This is a genomic window from Xanthomonas hortorum, assembly GCF_040279205.1.
Classification (GTDB): Bacteria; Pseudomonadota; Gammaproteobacteria; order Xanthomonadales; family Xanthomonadaceae; genus Xanthomonas; species Xanthomonas hortorum_F.
In genome coordinates this window covers 77,281-91,716 of sequence record NZ_JBEOLS010000004.1, presented here as the reverse complement: position 1 = coordinate 91,716, position 14,436 = coordinate 77,281, and the positions used below count along the sequence as shown (strand labels likewise).

Below are 14,436 nucleotides of genomic sequence, written 5' to 3'. Positions count from 1 at the left end.
GCCTTAATCTGCGTGCTGGCGGCGAGCTTCCAGGCGCTGCTACGGACGCAGGGTTGGTGGGCGCTAGAGCGCAACGGCATCGGGCGACAGCAGGTGACGACCACGTGCCGCTCGGTCGAGTTGTTCGGTCGCCAGACATGATCACGCAGGCGTCGGCGAAGCGATCGCTCCATCTAGGGCTGTCTGGACAACTCGGCGAGATACCAGCAATCGAACGCCCGCCTGCGGTGGTGTCGTGTGCTGGCGTGCAGCTGATATCAGTCATGGCAGCGCGCTGACGGCTTGCCGTAAATGCGGCAGCCGTCGCGCATGACCGACCCGGCAGGGACGAAGGGCGCGTTGATGCAGTCAGATAAAGTCCGCGTCACAAACGCCAAATGACGGAGCGCACATCCGAAAAGCGACATTCGACCATCGGGTTTAAATTGATTTAGTGAGCCAATTCACCAATAAATCAGGCGTTAATCACGAAAATATTTTGCTGTAAAAAATCGGCGGGCTGCCGATCTGTTTGAAAGCGAGCGATTCGCCGAATGACATAATCAAGACCCGTTCGCATATTTAGAAAAAAAGTCGGAAATCTCGGCGCAATGTGCGCTTCGCGCTTCGGTATCGGAAACATTTTTTCTGCTGCGGCGACATCTGCCACGTGCTGCTGAATCACGATCTGGACTCGCTGATCTGTTGAGTTCCCTAACGTTCAAAGGCAATGACGCTGTCGGCGAGGCGTCCACCACTACTTGCTGCAAGGGCTGCCGCGCAGGAGCCAGCCTTGCCCTCACCCCTAGCTGCGTCTTGCCGTCACGGCGATCCATGACCCTGCGATTCAAGCAAGACACCCCAGCGCACTTCGCGCCCTAGGGCGTTCCCGAAGGACCACCATTGCCGTTCCGATGCAGTCCTTGCCAGCGGGAGGATGCGTTTCGCCCGCATGGGCGACGCTCCCATCTTTCTATCGGCGATGGCATGAACCTGACTTGCGCGGCTGTTTTAGAAAATTCAGATGAGATTATCTTATGAATCGTGAAAAAGTTTTGGCATTACGCACATGCACGAACAACATGTCCGATCATTGCGGATTGATCTGGCCGAAAAGCGGTCCGGTCGAATGCAGGCATTGGCAGCCTAGCGTCAAACAGGAAAATGGCTTGACCGGTTTGTTGTGGGGGCAGGGAACCAATGCGCATCTGAACATGCATGCCGATGCGCACTGGGTGGTGTGCATGGTGGAAACCGCCGATATCATCTGGTTGGGCGAAGAGGGAATGATCAAGTTCCCCAAGGCCGACGTGGTCTACGCCGGTAACCGCGCGGGCGCGATGAGCTGCATCGCCGCCGGCATCGAGCAACACGCGCCACCCAAACCCGACTTGCCTGTCGACACCGTCATGGCTGCGGAATTCACCCCCAAGGCACCGCACGCGCAGTTCACCGCGCCGGCTGTTGAAAGCGGTCCGCATTCCACCGCGCCACTTCCATCACCGCCTAACGGCATCGACCCCCAAGCCGCGCAGCCGTCAAATGCGATCCTGCGCACCCGCGAAATCGCCACCTATGGCAGCACGCTCACCGGCGCCGATCAGAGTCAGCTGATCGCAGGCTATGGAAGCACCGAGACCGCGGGTAACGGCAGTGAGTTGATCGCCGGCTATGGCAGCACCGGCGTGGCCGGATCCGACAGCACCATCGTGGCCGGCTATGGCAGTTCCCAGACCGCAGGCGGGGGCAGCACGCTCACTGCCGGCTATGGCAGCACCCAGACCGCGCGCCAGGGCAGCGAGCTGACGGCAGGTTACGGCAGTACCGAAACTGCCGGTGCAGACAGCTCGCTGATCGCCGGCTATGGCAGCACGCAAACCTCCGGCGGCGACAGCTCGTTGACTGCCGGCTACGGCAGTACCCAGACCGCGCAGAACGGCAGCGACCTCACCGCAGGCTACGGCAGCACCAGCACGGCGGGCACCGATAGCTCGCTGATCGCCGGCTACGGCAGCACCCAGACCTCGGGCGGAGAAAGCTCACTCACTGCCGGCTATGGCAGCACGCAGACAGCGCAGGACGGCAGTGACCTCACTGCCGGCTACGGCAGCACGGGCACCGCAGGTGCCGATAGCTCGCTGATTGCCGGTTATGGCAGTACGCAGACATCGGGCAACGACAGCTCGCTGACGGCAGGCTATGGCAGCACCCAGACCGCCCGCACCGGCAGCGACCTCACTGCGGGTTACGGCAGCACCTCCACCGCCGGTGCCGACAGCACGCTGATCGCCGGCTATGGCAGCACCCAGACCTCCGGCGGGGACAGTTCGCTCACCGCCGGCTACGGCAGTACGCAAACCGCGCGCAAAGGCAGCGATCTGACCGCCGGCTATGGCAGCACCGCAACCGCCGGTGCAGATAGCACCTTGATTGCCGGTTATGGCAGCACCCAGACCTCCGGTGGCGAAAGTTCGCTCACCGCCGGCTACGGCAGCACGCAGACCGCCCGCAAAGGCAGCGATCTGACCGCCGGCTACGGCAGTACCTCGACGGCCGGTGGTGACAGCACCTTGATCGCCGGTTACGGCAGCACGCAAACCTCTGGTGGTGACAGTTCGCTGACCGCCGGCTACGGCAGCACGCAGACCGCCCGCAAAGGCAGCGATCTGACCGCCGGCTACGGCAGTACCTCGACGGCCGGTGGTGACAGCACCTTGATCGCCGGTTACGGCAGCACGCAAACCTCTGGTGGCGACAGTTCGCTGACCGCCGGCTACGGCAGCACGCAGACCGCACGCAGCGGCAGCGACCTGACAACCGGCTATGGCAGCACCTCTACGGCCGGCGCTGACAGCACCTTGGTTGCAGGCTACGGCAGCACGCAAACCGCTGGTGGCGAAAGTTCGCTCACCGCCGGCTATGGCAGCACGCAAACTGCACGCAAGGGCAGCGACCTCACCACCGGTTACGGCAGCACCTCCACTGCCGGCGCCGACAGCACCTTGATCGCCGGTTATGGCAGCACGCAGACCTCCGGCGGCGAAAGCTCGCTGACTGCCGGTTATGGAAGCACCCAGACGGCGCGCAGCGGTAGCGACCTGACCACCGGCTACGGCAGTACCTCCACGGCCGGCGCCGACAGCACCTTGATTGCCGGTTATGGCAGTACCCAAACCTCTGGCGGGGACAGCTCCCTCACTGCGGGCTACGGCAGCACGCAAACCGCGCGCAAAGGCAGCGATCTCACTACCGGCTACGGCAGCACCTCCACGGCCGGTGCCGACAGCACCTTGATCGCAGGGTATGGCAGTACCCAAACCTCTGGCGGGGAGAGTTCGCTCACTGCAGGCTACGGCAGCACGCAAACCGCACGTAAGGGCAGTGACCTCACCACCGGCTATGGCAGCACGTCGACCGCCGGTGCCGACAGCACGCTGATCGCCGGTTATGGCAGCACCCAGACCTCCGGGGGCGACAGCTCGCTCACTGCCGGCTACGGCAGCACGCAAACCGCACGTAAGGGCAGTGACCTCACCACCGGCTATGGCAGCACGTCGACCGCCGGTGCCGACAGCACGCTGATCGCCGGCTATGGCAGCACCCAGACCTCCGGGGGCGACAGCTCGCTCACTGCCGGCTATGGCAGTACGCAAACCGCACTTAAGGGCAGTGACCTCACCGCCGGTTACGGGAGCACTTCAACTGCGGGTTCTGACAGTTCGCTGATTGCCGGCTATGGCAGCACGCAGACGGCCGGCTTCAAAAGCATCCTGACCACCGGCTACGGCAGCACCCAGACCGCGCAGGAAGGCAGCATGCTCACTGCCGGCTATGGCAGTTCGTCCACTGCCGGCTCCGACAGTTCGCTGATCGCCGGCTACGGCAGCACCCAAACCGCGGGCTTCAAAAGCATCCTCACCGCCGGCTACGGCAGCACCCAGACCGCGCAGGAACGCAGCACGCTCACCACCGGTTACGGCAGCACATCGACCGCCGGCCACGACAGTACGCTGATTGCCGGCTATGGCAGTACCCAGACCGCCGGTTACAAGAGCATTCTCACCACCGGCTATGGCAGCACCCAGACCGCGCAGGAAAGCAGTTCGCTGATCGCCGGCTACGGCAGTTCCTCCATGGCCGGCCCGGACAGCTCGCTGATCGCGGGTTATGGCAGTACCCAGACTGCCGGTTACGACAGCTTCCTGACGGCCGGTTACGGTAGTACCCAGACCGCGCAGAGCAGCAGTTGGCTGATCACTGGCTACGGCAGTACGTCCACCGCCAGCTTCCAGAGTTCGTTGATTGCCGGCTATGGCAGCACACAGACGGCAGGCTACGAAAGTACCTTGACCGCCGGTTATGGCAGCACCCAGACGGCGCAGGAAATCAGTTGGCTCACCACCGGCTACGGCAGCACGCAAACGGCCGGCCATGGCAGCATCCTGACCGCCGGTTACGGCAGCAATTCCACCGCAGGTTACGAAAGCACCCTGATCGCGGGGTATGGCAGCACCCAGACCGCCGGTTACGAAAGCACCCTGACCGCCGGTTATGGCAGCACGCTGACCGCGCTGGAAAACAGCTCGCTGACCGCCGGCTACGGCAGTACCGAAATCGCCGGGTTTTCCAGCACGCTGATCGCCGGCTACGGCAGCAGCCAGACCGCCGGTGGCGACAGCACGCTGACCGCCGGCTACGGCAGCACCCTGATGGCGCTGGACAACAGCACGCTGACGGCAGGCTACGGCAGCACCGAGACCGCAGGACAGGACAGCTCGCTGATCGCCGGTTATGGCAGCACCTTGACCAGTGGCGTGCGCAGCTATCTGACCGCCGGCTATGGCAGCAACCAGATCGCAAGCTACGGAAGCTCGTTGATCGCAGGACACGAAAGTACCCAGATTGCCGGTCATCGCAGCATGTTGATCGCCGGCAAGCTGAGTTCGCAGACGGCCGGTTCGCGCAGCACGCTGATCGCCGGCAGGGGCAGCATCCAGACCGCAGGCGACCGCAGCAAGCTGATCGCCGGCGCCGACAGCACCCAGATTGCCGGCGATCGCAGCAAGTTGCTGGCCGGCAGCAATAGCTTCCTCACCGCCGGGGACCGCAGCAAACTCACCGCAGGCGACGATTGCACGCTGATGGCAGGCGACCGCAGCAAGTTGACCGCCGGCAAGAACAGCATCCTGACTGCGGGCGCCAACAGCCGATTGATCGGTAGCCTGGGCTCCACCCTCACCGGTGGCGAAGACTCGGTGCTGATCTTCCGATGCTGGGACGGCAAGCGCTATACCAACATCATTGCCAAGACCGGCGAGGAGGGCGTCGAGGCCGACACCGCCTATCAGGTCGACGACGACAAGAACGTGGTCGAAAAATTCGACGATCCGTTCGACACGATCGACACCATCGTGCTCGAGCATGGCGGCGGGCCGGCGTCTGCAGCCGATCACGCGCCTGACGCGCATGCACCCCACTGAGCAAGCAACGCACGCAAGCGATCGGTGGCGTTGATCAGCGGCTGCGGCCAACTGCCCGATGAGCGGCAGTTGGCCTGATCTGCTCAAACACGCATTGCGGTGACTCCGATGACTGCCGCACGCCTGGCGTCGCCAGTCCCTGAAGCGGGTCACGAAGAGTGAACCGCGCATGTCAGCGCTGGATCCGCATCGGCAGAGCGAGACATCCAGACGACGCTCCACGCATCAGCGCTCAGAGCGGCTTGGCTCCGTCAACCACGGCAGTGGAGCGCACTGAACAGCCAGCGACCCAGCACCGCGCTTACGATTCCCTAATCCCTAATCCCTAATCCCTAATCCCGACGTTAGGTCAGCCCGTACTCTTTCAGCTTCTTGCGCAACGTCGCCCGATGGATGCCCAGCATCGCCGCGGCGCGGCTCTGGTTGCCTTCGCAGTGGTTGAGTACTTCGACGAACAACGGGATCTCCATCTCGCGCAGCACGATTTCATACACATCATCGGCGTCGCTGCCGTCCAGGTCGCGCAGATAACGGCGGACGGACTGGGCCACGTGTTCGCGCAGCGGCGACTTCGGGGCGCCACGACTGGTGTCAGGACGAGCGGGGGCTGCGTTCAAAGGAGGTTTCCCAGTGTCACGAAGCCGGGATGCGTGGCCGGCGAGGGGGAGTGAGTCTAGCGCGTGACCTCATCGCTCGCCACGCCCGTGTGGTCATCGATGGCCGGTCGCGTCCGTTCAACGGAAATCGAAACTGAAGGCGGCGGTGCTGGCGGCCGGTTCGCGCACGCGAAACGCCACCTGCACCGCCTGGCCTGGCGCGAGCGTGTCCTGCGCGCCCGGGCGTTGGCCCAGATACTCCTGCGGTGCCAGCACGCGCGTGCCGATCACCCGGCCGTCTGCATCCGACAGCGACAGCTGCAGCCACGGCCAGGCCTGCGCCCAGCGCGCATCGTTGCGGAAGCTGGCCTGGATCTGCAGCACGCCGGGATTGGCCGGCAGCGGCCGCACGTCGCGGTTGAGCAGCGTCAGCGCGGCCGGTTCGCGCCAGGCCGGTAGCGTGCACCGCAGCACCTCGCAGGCCGCGCCGGCCAGCGGCCGCCAGCGCGCGTCCGCGGCCAGGCGCGCGCGGTCGGCGATGACGATCTGCAGCGCTAACAAACCGATCAAGCCGACCAACAGCGCCCATTGCCGCCCGCTGGCGCGCAGACGCGGCCGGGTGAAGCCGCGGCGGGCGAAGGCGGGCGCGGGTTGGGTTGCAACTGGGAGTGGCTGGAAGTGTGCGGCGGCGGTGCCGGCTTGGCCCGCATCGCTGAGGGTTGCCTTGGTGGCTGTTTGCGGAGTGGTGTCGGAAGCCGGAATGGTGGCGGTGTCGGGTGTGGGATCGCGATCGACATCGAACTTGAGATGTTGCTCGGCATCGGCATCGGCATCGGCATCGGCATCTGCATCGAGATCGGTCTCCCGGCCTGCGTCCGCGATGCTGCCGACAACCGCGCCAGTCGGATGCGTGCCGGTGTAGCGGGACGCCGGATCGCGGTTGTCATCAGCGCCAAGCCTTGTGTCTTCCTCGGTATCGCCGAGGACGTCGCGCGTGCTGGAGGTGTTCCACCCCAATCGATCCGGATTGGCGTCGCCTGCTGCAGTTTGGCGGTCATCGCTGCGTGGGGTGGTGGTGGCCGCGCGTGCCGTGTCGGCGCGAGGCGCTGTCACCAGCGGCGCCACCGGCGGCGGAACGACCGCGGCCTGCGGCGCGGCGGCCGGCTCTGCCAATGGCGCGGGCGGCAACTGGCGCGTCGGTACCGGTAGCGGCTGCTCGGGCGGCTCGGCAGGTGGCACGGCCGGCGTGGGAATCAGCGATGGGGCAGCCGGCGTCGCACGCAGGAACGTGGCCAGGGGGCGGCGCGGTGGCGGAGTCTCGGACATCGGCAGACGTGCAGCGGAAAGACCCCTATTCAACCACGCGCACGCCAATGGGCGAACCCGGGTGCTTCAGCAGGTGTGCCTTGCATGAAGCGCGCGCGGCAGTGGCGTTGACTGCATTTTCGCAACACCTCTGGCTGCGGCGGACACGCGCCAAGGCGCGGCAGCCAACAGACCAGGCGGGCTCAGAGCGAGCTCCCAATGCGAATCTCGAATCGCAGCGTCAACACTCAGCAGTCCTTGTCGGCATGGCTTGCCTGGTCAAACGCAGACAAGCAAGCTCTTCCCGATTCCCGATTCCCGATTCCCGATTCCCGATTCCCGATTCCCGATTCCCGATTCCCGATTCCCGATTCCCGATTCCCGAATCCCGAATCCCGAATCCCGAATCCCGAATCCCGAATCCCGATTCACCGCCGCCGACGCGTCTTGGTCTCGGCCAGCAATAGATCGAGCAAGCCACTGCGCTGACGCGGTGCCAGCGTATCGAAGCGCGACAGCAGTACGCGCTGCTGGTCGTCCAGGCGACGGTATTGGGCGGGTTCTTCGGCGATCGCCGAGACCGGCGGGCCGAATGTCCGCTCGCCGCGCCCGGTAGCCAGGTATTCGAACGCCATGCCGCTGCGCTTGGCCAGGCCGATCAGATTCTCCACCGAAGGCGCGGTGCCTTCGGCCATTTCCCATTGAGCGACGGCGCTGCGGGTGACCCCCAGTTCGCCGGCCAGGGCTTCCTGGGTCAGCTTGGTGAAGCTGCGGGCTTCGCGTACTCGCTCGTACAGCTTGCTCACACGGCACCGATGAATGGCAGACAGGGCCGGGAGATATAGCTCTAGCAGCGCCGGGAGATAGTTCGTATAACTTTCATATCGCAATATGTTTGCGATACTGTCTACGTGTCGATGACGACGACATCACAGCGAACTCAAGGAAGGTGTTCATGGTCGAGCCAGCCGCTCCCAAATCCGATCCAGCGCGACGGGATTCAGCACCGTCGGCACCACCTGAGGTGGCGCCCTGGCCTGCGCATTCGCCATTGGATCCCGCTGTTGCGCACTTTCGCGGCGCGCCGTGTTACCAGATCTGGCAGCGCGGTGCGGACTGGAGGGCAGTGCGCGAAGGCGTGCATTGGTCGGCCGGACTGGCGCCGCGCGCGTGGGCGCTGCGCTACCGGCAATGGCGGTTGCTGGCGCTGGGCCTGTTGATCGTGGGCCTGGCTGGCGGCCTGGCCATGATCGGTGCACAGGCGTGGGTATCGTCCATTGCCTGGGCGGTGGTGTTGTTGGCCGATGCATTGCTGCGCGTGCGCGTGGCCAGACACGCCGGGCGCTGGCGCAACGAAGCGCTGCAGCGCGATGGTTGGCAGACGGTGACCCGGTTGCGCGCGATCAGCGTTGCCGACGCGCTGACCACCGCGCAGATCCGCGCCGGCCGGCCCCCGCGGTAAACCCGGGATGCGTCAGGCGCGGCGTATGCCGTCGATGCGCATCCAGTCTTCGTCGCGTTCGCAGTGCAGTTGCTCGAACCACGGCGCGTAGCGTTGCAGCAGCTCGTCTTCCTGGCCGTGCAGGATGCCCGACAGTGCAATCCGCCCGCCGGGTGCCACACGTGCGGCCAGGGTCTCGGCCAGGGTATCCAGCGCCGAGGCCAGGATATTGGCCACCACCACCGGGTAGGTCTGCACCGGCTCGTCCTGCGGCAGATACACCGCCAGCTGTGCTTGCACGGCGTTGCGCTCGGCATTGTCAGCGCTGGCCAATACCGCCTGCGGGTCGTAGTCCACGCCCACCGCGCTGGCGGCACCCAGCTTCAGCGCGGCGACGGCCAGAATGCCCGAGCCGCAGCCGAAATCGAGCACGCGGCGGCCCTGCAGTTCGCCGCTGCCGGCCAGGCTGTCCAGCCAGCGCAGACACAGCGCGGTGGTCTGGTGCGTGCCCGAGCCGAAGGCCAGGCCCGGATCCAGCCGCACTACCGCAGCGTCGGGCGCTTGCGCGGCCTCGGGCAGATCGTGATTCCACGGCACGATGAAGGTGCGCGCGCCGAACTGCATCGGCTTGAACTGATCCATCCAGGCGCGTTCCCAATCGGTGTCTTCGACCGTGCGGAATCCGACCTGGCTCCAGTCCAGCCCGGGATCGAACGCTTCCAATGCGGCGAGCAGCACCAGCGCATCGCTGTCGCCGTCGAACAGCGCGTTCAGCACAATCGTGTTCCACATCGGTGTTTCGCCAACGCCGGGTTCGAGAATGGCGCGCTCATTGCTGGTATCGGCATTGGCGTCGAGCAGCGTCACCGCCAGCGCGCCGATATCGTCCAGCGCATTCTGGTAACGGGGCTGGGTGGCATCGGAGCAGGGCAGGGTCAGTTCAAGAAACGGCATCGTGGCAGTTGGGCAATTCGAAAGCGTGCATCGTAGACCATTCGTGCAGGCGGGCTCTTGCGCGAAGCCGCGGAAGGGGCGGTCTGGGCAATGGGTGCGCAACGACGATGCGGAGGTTGAAGATCGATGTCGAGACGTGGCAGCGGCATCGACGAGGCAGCGCATCGAGCGCCGGTGGTGCGGTGCTCGGCGCTTCAGTGCATTCGGCGGCGCGTGTCCTGCTGCAGGGCGTGCCGCACGCTTGCGTATCGGCAACCAAATCGCCACGGCGCGTCACTCACTTCAAATCGCGCGCAGACCATCACTCCATGCATTGCCCTTCCCGCAGTTTGCGCAGGCAGCGCCCGCTTGCGCACCGCGGCGTGCGAAAGGCGGGTGCTAGACTCCGCGCCGTCGCTGCGGGGCTTTCCCGCACCAGGGTCGCTGCTGTTCATGCCGCTTGCTCGTGCCCGCCATCTTTGGTTGTTGCTCGCTCCTGCTGCGCTGGCAGCGGCAGCGTGGTGGCATGTGCGTGCGCAACCGACCGAGTCGCCCGCTGCAGCGATAGCGGCCCCGGCAAGCAGCACGCAGGCAAGCTTGTTTGCGCCAGCGCTACACGCGCCTGCCGAACGCAGCACCGCCTTGCAGTTGCCCTATCGCGATACCGTGGATGCGCAAACGGATCTGTATCGCTACGCGCAGCAATTGCAGCAGCAGGTGCGTGCCGGCGATGCGCAGGCCGGTTGGCGCTTGAGCCGGGTCTACGACTACTGCGCGCCGTACGCGGCCAGCCCGGCCGGCTACGCTGCCGACAGCGACTGGATTGCCGCGCAACACACCCCCGGCGTGGTGGCGATGCACGCGGCACGCGAGCGCGTGGCGCAGCGTTGTGCAGGCTTTGCGCCCAGCGATGGCGTGAGCCCGCAGTTGGTTGCGCAGCAACGTCAGGCCGCCGCGCGCGCCGGGAATCTGGCTGCCGAGGCGGCATTGCTTGCGCTGGGCGAGCCGTTGCAGACATCGCCGACCTACAAGCGCGCGTTGGTGCAGCGCGTGCTGGCCTCGCGCGATCCGGAGGCCTATCTGGCGCTTGCCCCGGCCATGGGTGCGCGTGCCAGTGGCGACGACAGTCTGCAGGGCTATGTGGCCGGCGATCAGTTCGCCGAACTGGCCTGGCAGGTCGCTGCATGCCGGCTGGGCCTGGATTGCAGCGCCGAAAGCACCTTGGTTACCAGTTATTGCGCCAACGCGGGCATCTGCTCGCGCGATAGCGCACAGGATTTTGTGTCATTCGTATTCGACGCCGCGGTGCCGCGGCAGGGAGCAGACAGGGTGGATGAGATGGTCGATACACTGGTGTCCGAGCCGGGAGCGCAGTCATGAATTACCGTCGGTTGGCGCATGGCGCCAAGTTCTGGTTCTGGGTCGCGTTGTTCGTGGCGTATTCGGCAGCGGCCGTTGGCATCGTGATGATCGATACCGCCGATCACCGTTACCAGCCGCTGTCGGTCAAGTCGACCACGGTCACTGCCGACGAACAGCAGCGACGGCATGGCGCCAGCCAGGTGGCGGCGGTGTATCGCGCCAGCAGCGCGATGCCGTTTTCGGCATTGCCGGCCGGGGCGACCTTCCAGGTGGTGTGGCCGGATGGGTCCACCGAAACCATGACCGTGGTCGACCCGTCCTCGTCCAGCGGCATCGTGCCGGTGCCGGGTAGCCAGCAGCCGGCTGCGCCGCGGCGTGAGTGATGCGCGGTGTCTGTGCGTCAACAGCGTGAACTACGAAAAAGCCCGGTTTCCCGGGCTTTTTCGTTATCTGCGTGCGTCGATCAAACCAGCGCGATCGACTTGTTCTTGCGCTCGGCCAGACGCTTTTCCAGATAGTGGATGTTCTGCCCACCGGCCTGGAAGCCCTTGTCGCGCATGATGCGCTGCTGCAGCGGGATGTTGGTCTTGATGCCGTCCACCACCATCTCGCTCAGCGCCACACGCATGCGCGCGATCGCGGTTTCGCGATCCGGGCCGTGCACGATCAGCTTGCCGATCATCGAGTCGTAATTGGGCGGCACCTTGTAGCCGGCGTAGATGTGCGTATCCACGCGCACACCCGGGCCACCGGGCGGATGGAACGCGGTGATCAGGCCCGGGTTGGGCATGAAGGTTTCCGGATCCTCGGCATTGATGCGGCATTCGATCGCATGCCCGCGCAGCACGATGTCGCTCTGCTTGATGGTGAGCTTCTGCCCGGCGGCAATGCGCAATTGCTCGCAGACTAGATCGATACCGGTGATGCGTTCGGTGACCGGATGCTCCACCTGGATGCGGGTGTTCATTTCGATGAAGTAAAAACGCCCGTCTTCGAACAGGAATTCGAAGGTGCCAGCGCCGCGATAGCCGATGCGGATGCAGGCATCCACGCAGACCTTGCCGATCTCGTTGCGCAGTTCTTCGGTGATGCCCGGTGCCGGTGCTTCTTCCACCACTTTCTGGTGGCGGCGCTGCATCGAGCAATCGCGTTCGCCCAGATGGATCGCACCGCCCTGGCCATCGGCAAGCACCTGGATTTCCACGTGACGCGGATTTTCCAGGAACTTCTCCATGTAGACCTGATCGTTGCTGAAAGCGGCCTTGGCTTCGGACTTGGTGGTTTCGATGGCGGCCTTCAACGCGGCCTCCGAATGCACCACGCGCATGCCGCGCCCGCCGCCGCCGCCGGCGGCCTTGATGATCACCGGGTAGCCGATTTCGCGCGCCACCTTGGTGTTGGCGACGATGTCGTCGCCCAGCGGGCCGCCCGAACCGGGCACGCACGGCACGCCGGCGGCCTTCATCGCGCGGATCGCCTCGACCTTGTCGCCCATCAGGCGGATGGTGTCGGCCCTGGGGCCGATGAAGATGAAGCCGGATTCTTCCACGCGCTCGGCAAAGTCGGCGTTTTCCGACAGGAAGCCGTAGCCGGGATGGATGGCTTGCGCATCGGTGACCTCGGCCGCGGCGATCAACGCCGGGATATTGAGGTAACTGTCGCTGGAGGCCGCCGGGCCGATACACACCGACTCGTCGGCCATGGCCACGTGTTTGAGATTGCGGTCGACCGTGGAATGCACCGCGACCGTGCGGATGCCGAGCGTGTGGCACGCGCGCAGGATGCGCAGCGCGATTTCACCTCGGTTGGCGATGACGATTTTATCGAGCATGGGATTCGGGATTCGAGAGGGGAGATTCGTAGAGGGCGCCGGGCTCGCGCAGATGTCGCGATTCGTCCAGCGTGCGGATCAATGCATTGAGCCTGGCAAACGTGCGATTCAAGAGATCCAGAGTTGCCGTATCGGGCGAACCGAACTGCAGCCGTATTGCGATCTGCAGCTGCGTATCCAATTCCGCCAGCGAACCCCGCGCTATCGACAGATAACGCAGGTAGTCGGCGGTAGAGCGCCGCGCGGCACCTTCGGCGATGTTGGAAGGCACGCTGATCGCCGCGCGCCGCATTTGTGCCGTCAGTCCGAAGCGTTCGGAATCAGGAAAGTCGTGGCTCAGACGGTAGATCGCTTCGACAAGCGACATCGCATCGCGCCATACCATCAGGCGCTCATGCGGTCGCTCTTGCGAATCCCGAATCACGACTCTCCAATCCCCGCCGCTCAGCCGATCACAAACAACGGCTGATCGAATTCCACTGGCTGGCCGGTTTCGCCGAGGATGGCCACGATGGTGCCGGAGACGTCGGCCTCGATCGGGTTGAACATCTTCATCGCCTCGATGATCGCCAGCGTTTCGCCGGCCTTGACCTGCTGGCCGACGGTGACGAAGGCCGGCTTGTCCGGGGCCGGCGAGATGTAGAACGTGCCGACCATTGGCGCGCGCAGCACGTGGCCTTCCGGCAAGGCGGGGCCCTGCTTGGCACCGCCGGTGGAGGCTTCGGTGGGCGATTGCATCGGCATGGCGGCTGCGGCCGGGGCCTGCGCGAGCGGGGCGGGTGCGTACTGCTGCACCGGCGCGCTGACCACGGTCGTGCCCTTGGGCACGCGCGCCAGACGCACGCTTTCTTCGCCTTCCTTGATCTCGATTTCGGCGAGATTGGATTCTTCGAGCAGGTCGATCAGTTTCTTGATTTTGCGGAGATCCATACGGGCCTCATGAGGTGAATCGGTGGGGAGTGCCGGCGGTTGCCGGCGGAATGGGGTCAGTGCGTCGGCGCGGGCGCCGGGGATGCGGGTGTCATGCGTCGCGCTCCAGCCGCGCGATCACCGCTTCCAGTGCCAGCCGATAACTGTCGGCGCCGAAGCCGCTGATGACGCCGTCGGCCTTGTCGCTGAGATAGCTGTGGTGCCTGAATGGCTCGCGCGCATGCGGATTGGACAGATGGATTTCCACGAACGGCAAGCCCACGCCCAGCAGCGCATCGCGCAGCGCCACCGAGGTGTGGGTGAAGGCGGCCGGGTTGATCAGGATGTAGGCGGTGCCGTCTTCGCGCGCTGCGTGGATGCGCTCCACCAGCACGTGCTCGGCGTTGGACTGCAGGCAGGCCAGCGTGTGCCCGGCGGCCTGCGCGCGGTCCACCAGCGCCGCATCGATCTGCGCCAGCGTGGTGCGCCCGTAGACCTCCGGCTCGCGGGTGCCGAGCAGGTTGAGGTTAGGGCCATGCAACAGCAGCAGGTGGGCCATGACATCCGGGAGAGCGGAAAGGTCGGAAGTCTGCGCGATGT

Annotated in this window: 13 protein-coding genes; 4 read left to right on the top strand and 9 right to left on the bottom strand. The window is 65.1% G+C overall.

The annotated features are described in order from the left end of the window. Positions 1–454: 454 nt before the first annotated feature. Entirely contained in the window at positions 455–664 is a 210-nt protein-coding gene (locus ABS769_RS03100) for a hypothetical protein (protein ID WP_317060775.1), read from the bottom strand. A 352-nt stretch (positions 665–1,016) separates the two neighbouring features. On the opposite strand from ABS769_RS03100, the gene ABS769_RS03095 reads away from it, so the two are divergent. Beyond that, complete coding sequence (locus tag ABS769_RS03095) at positions 1,017–5,459, top strand: beta strand repeat-containing protein (protein WP_350498071.1); 4,443 nt, start codon at positions 1,017–1,019, stop codon at positions 5,457–5,459. 344 nt (positions 5,460–5,803) lie between these two features. Here ABS769_RS03095 and fis read toward each other — a convergent pair whose 3' ends face one another. From fis to ABS769_RS03080, 3 genes are all read right to left on the bottom strand, one after another. Further along, complete coding sequence (gene fis, locus ABS769_RS03090) at positions 5,804–6,076, bottom strand: DNA-binding transcriptional regulator Fis (RefSeq protein ID WP_043908547.1); 273 nt, start codon at positions 6,074–6,076, stop codon at positions 5,804–5,806. A 117-nt stretch (positions 6,077–6,193) separates the two neighbouring features. Beyond that, positions 6,194–7,381, bottom strand: a complete 1,188-nt coding sequence (locus tag ABS769_RS03085; RefSeq protein WP_317060774.1) for a DUF3426 domain-containing protein — start codon at positions 7,379–7,381, stop codon at positions 6,194–6,196. 407 nt (positions 7,382–7,788) lie between these two features. Further along, positions 7,789–8,166 (bottom strand): helix-turn-helix domain-containing protein, encoded by a 378-nt coding sequence (locus tag ABS769_RS03080; protein ID WP_006451532.1) that lies wholly within the window; start codon positions 8,164–8,166, stop codon positions 7,789–7,791. A 143-nt stretch (positions 8,167–8,309) separates the two neighbouring features. On the opposite strand from ABS769_RS03080, the gene ABS769_RS03075 reads away from it, so the two are divergent. Beyond that, positions 8,310–8,822 carry a hypothetical protein gene (locus ABS769_RS03075; RefSeq protein WP_317060773.1) on the top strand — a complete coding sequence of 171 codons (513 nt, stop codon included), beginning with the start codon at positions 8,310–8,312 and terminating at the stop codon, positions 8,820–8,822. 12 nt (positions 8,823–8,834) lie between these two features. On the opposite strand, the gene prmA is transcribed toward ABS769_RS03075, so the two are convergent. Then, entirely contained in the window at positions 8,835–9,755 is a 921-nt protein-coding gene (prmA, locus tag ABS769_RS03070) for a 50S ribosomal protein L11 methyltransferase (RefSeq protein ID WP_317060772.1), read from the bottom strand. 432 nt (positions 9,756–10,187) lie between these two features. On the opposite strand from prmA, the gene ABS769_RS03065 reads away from it, so the two are divergent. After that, positions 10,188–11,114, top strand: a complete 927-nt coding sequence (locus ABS769_RS03065) for a hypothetical protein (protein WP_168958072.1) — start codon at positions 10,188–10,190, stop codon at positions 11,112–11,114. Continuing rightward, positions 11,111–11,479: a hypothetical protein gene (locus ABS769_RS03060; RefSeq protein ID WP_006451536.1), complete on the top strand. Its 369-nt coding sequence runs from the start codon at positions 11,111–11,113 to the stop codon at positions 11,477–11,479. The genes ABS769_RS03065 and ABS769_RS03060 overlap by 4 nt, the downstream gene beginning before the upstream one ends. A gap of 80 nt (positions 11,480–11,559) precedes the next feature. Here ABS769_RS03060 and accC read toward each other — a convergent pair whose 3' ends face one another. The 4 genes from accC to aroQ form a co-directional block, all read right to left on the bottom strand. After that, positions 11,560–12,927: an acetyl-CoA carboxylase biotin carboxylase subunit gene (gene accC, locus ABS769_RS03055; RefSeq protein WP_006451537.1), complete on the bottom strand. Its 1,368-nt coding sequence runs from the start codon at positions 12,925–12,927 to the stop codon at positions 11,560–11,562. Next, on the bottom strand, positions 12,917–13,294 hold the full coding sequence (locus ABS769_RS03050; protein ID WP_233397319.1) for a four helix bundle protein: 378 nt from the start codon (positions 13,292–13,294) through the stop codon (positions 12,917–12,919). The genes accC and ABS769_RS03050 overlap by 11 nt, the downstream gene beginning before the upstream one ends. A 77-nt stretch (positions 13,295–13,371) precedes the next feature. Then, positions 13,372–13,857: an acetyl-CoA carboxylase biotin carboxyl carrier protein gene (accB, locus tag ABS769_RS03045; protein ID WP_006451539.1), complete on the bottom strand. Its 486-nt coding sequence runs from the start codon at positions 13,855–13,857 to the stop codon at positions 13,372–13,374. A 91-nt stretch (positions 13,858–13,948) separates the two neighbouring features. After that, the gene (aroQ, locus tag ABS769_RS03040; RefSeq protein ID WP_104592407.1) at positions 13,949–14,395 is read right to left on the bottom strand and encodes a type II 3-dehydroquinate dehydratase; all 447 of its coding nucleotides are present in this window, start codon (positions 14,393–14,395) and stop codon (positions 13,949–13,951) included. Positions 14,396–14,436: the final 41 nt, after the last annotated feature.

Excerpts from the sequence above, each read along its gene's own strand:
- ABS769_RS03050 (WP_233397319.1), bottom strand. The coding sequence starts at position 13,294 with ATGTCGCTTGTCGAAGCGATCTACCGTCTGAGCCACGACTTTCCTGAT.
- prmA (WP_317060772.1), bottom strand. The coding sequence starts at position 9,755 with ATGCCGTTTCTTGAACTGACCCTGCCCTGCTCCGATGCCACCCAGCCC.
- ABS769_RS03060 (WP_006451536.1), top strand. The coding sequence starts at position 11,111 with ATGAATTACCGTCGGTTGGCGCATGGCGCCAAGTTCTGGTTCTGGGTC.
- accC (WP_006451537.1), bottom strand. The coding sequence starts at position 12,927 with ATGCTCGATAAAATCGTCATCGCCAACCGAGGTGAAATCGCGCTGCGC.
- aroQ (WP_104592407.1), bottom strand. The coding sequence starts at position 14,395 with ATGGCCCACCTGCTGCTGTTGCATGGCCCTAACCTCAACCTGCTCGGC.
- ABS769_RS03095 (WP_350498071.1), top strand. The coding sequence starts at position 1,017 with ATGAATCGTGAAAAAGTTTTGGCATTACGCACATGCACGAACAACATG.
- ABS769_RS03085 (WP_317060774.1), bottom strand. The coding sequence starts at position 7,381 with ATGTCCGAGACTCCGCCACCGCGCCGCCCCCTGGCCACGTTCCTGCGT.
- ABS769_RS03065 (WP_168958072.1), top strand. The coding sequence starts at position 10,188 with ATGCCGCTTGCTCGTGCCCGCCATCTTTGGTTGTTGCTCGCTCCTGCT.
- accB (WP_006451539.1), bottom strand. The coding sequence starts at position 13,857 with ATGGATCTCCGCAAAATCAAGAAACTGATCGACCTGCTCGAAGAATCC.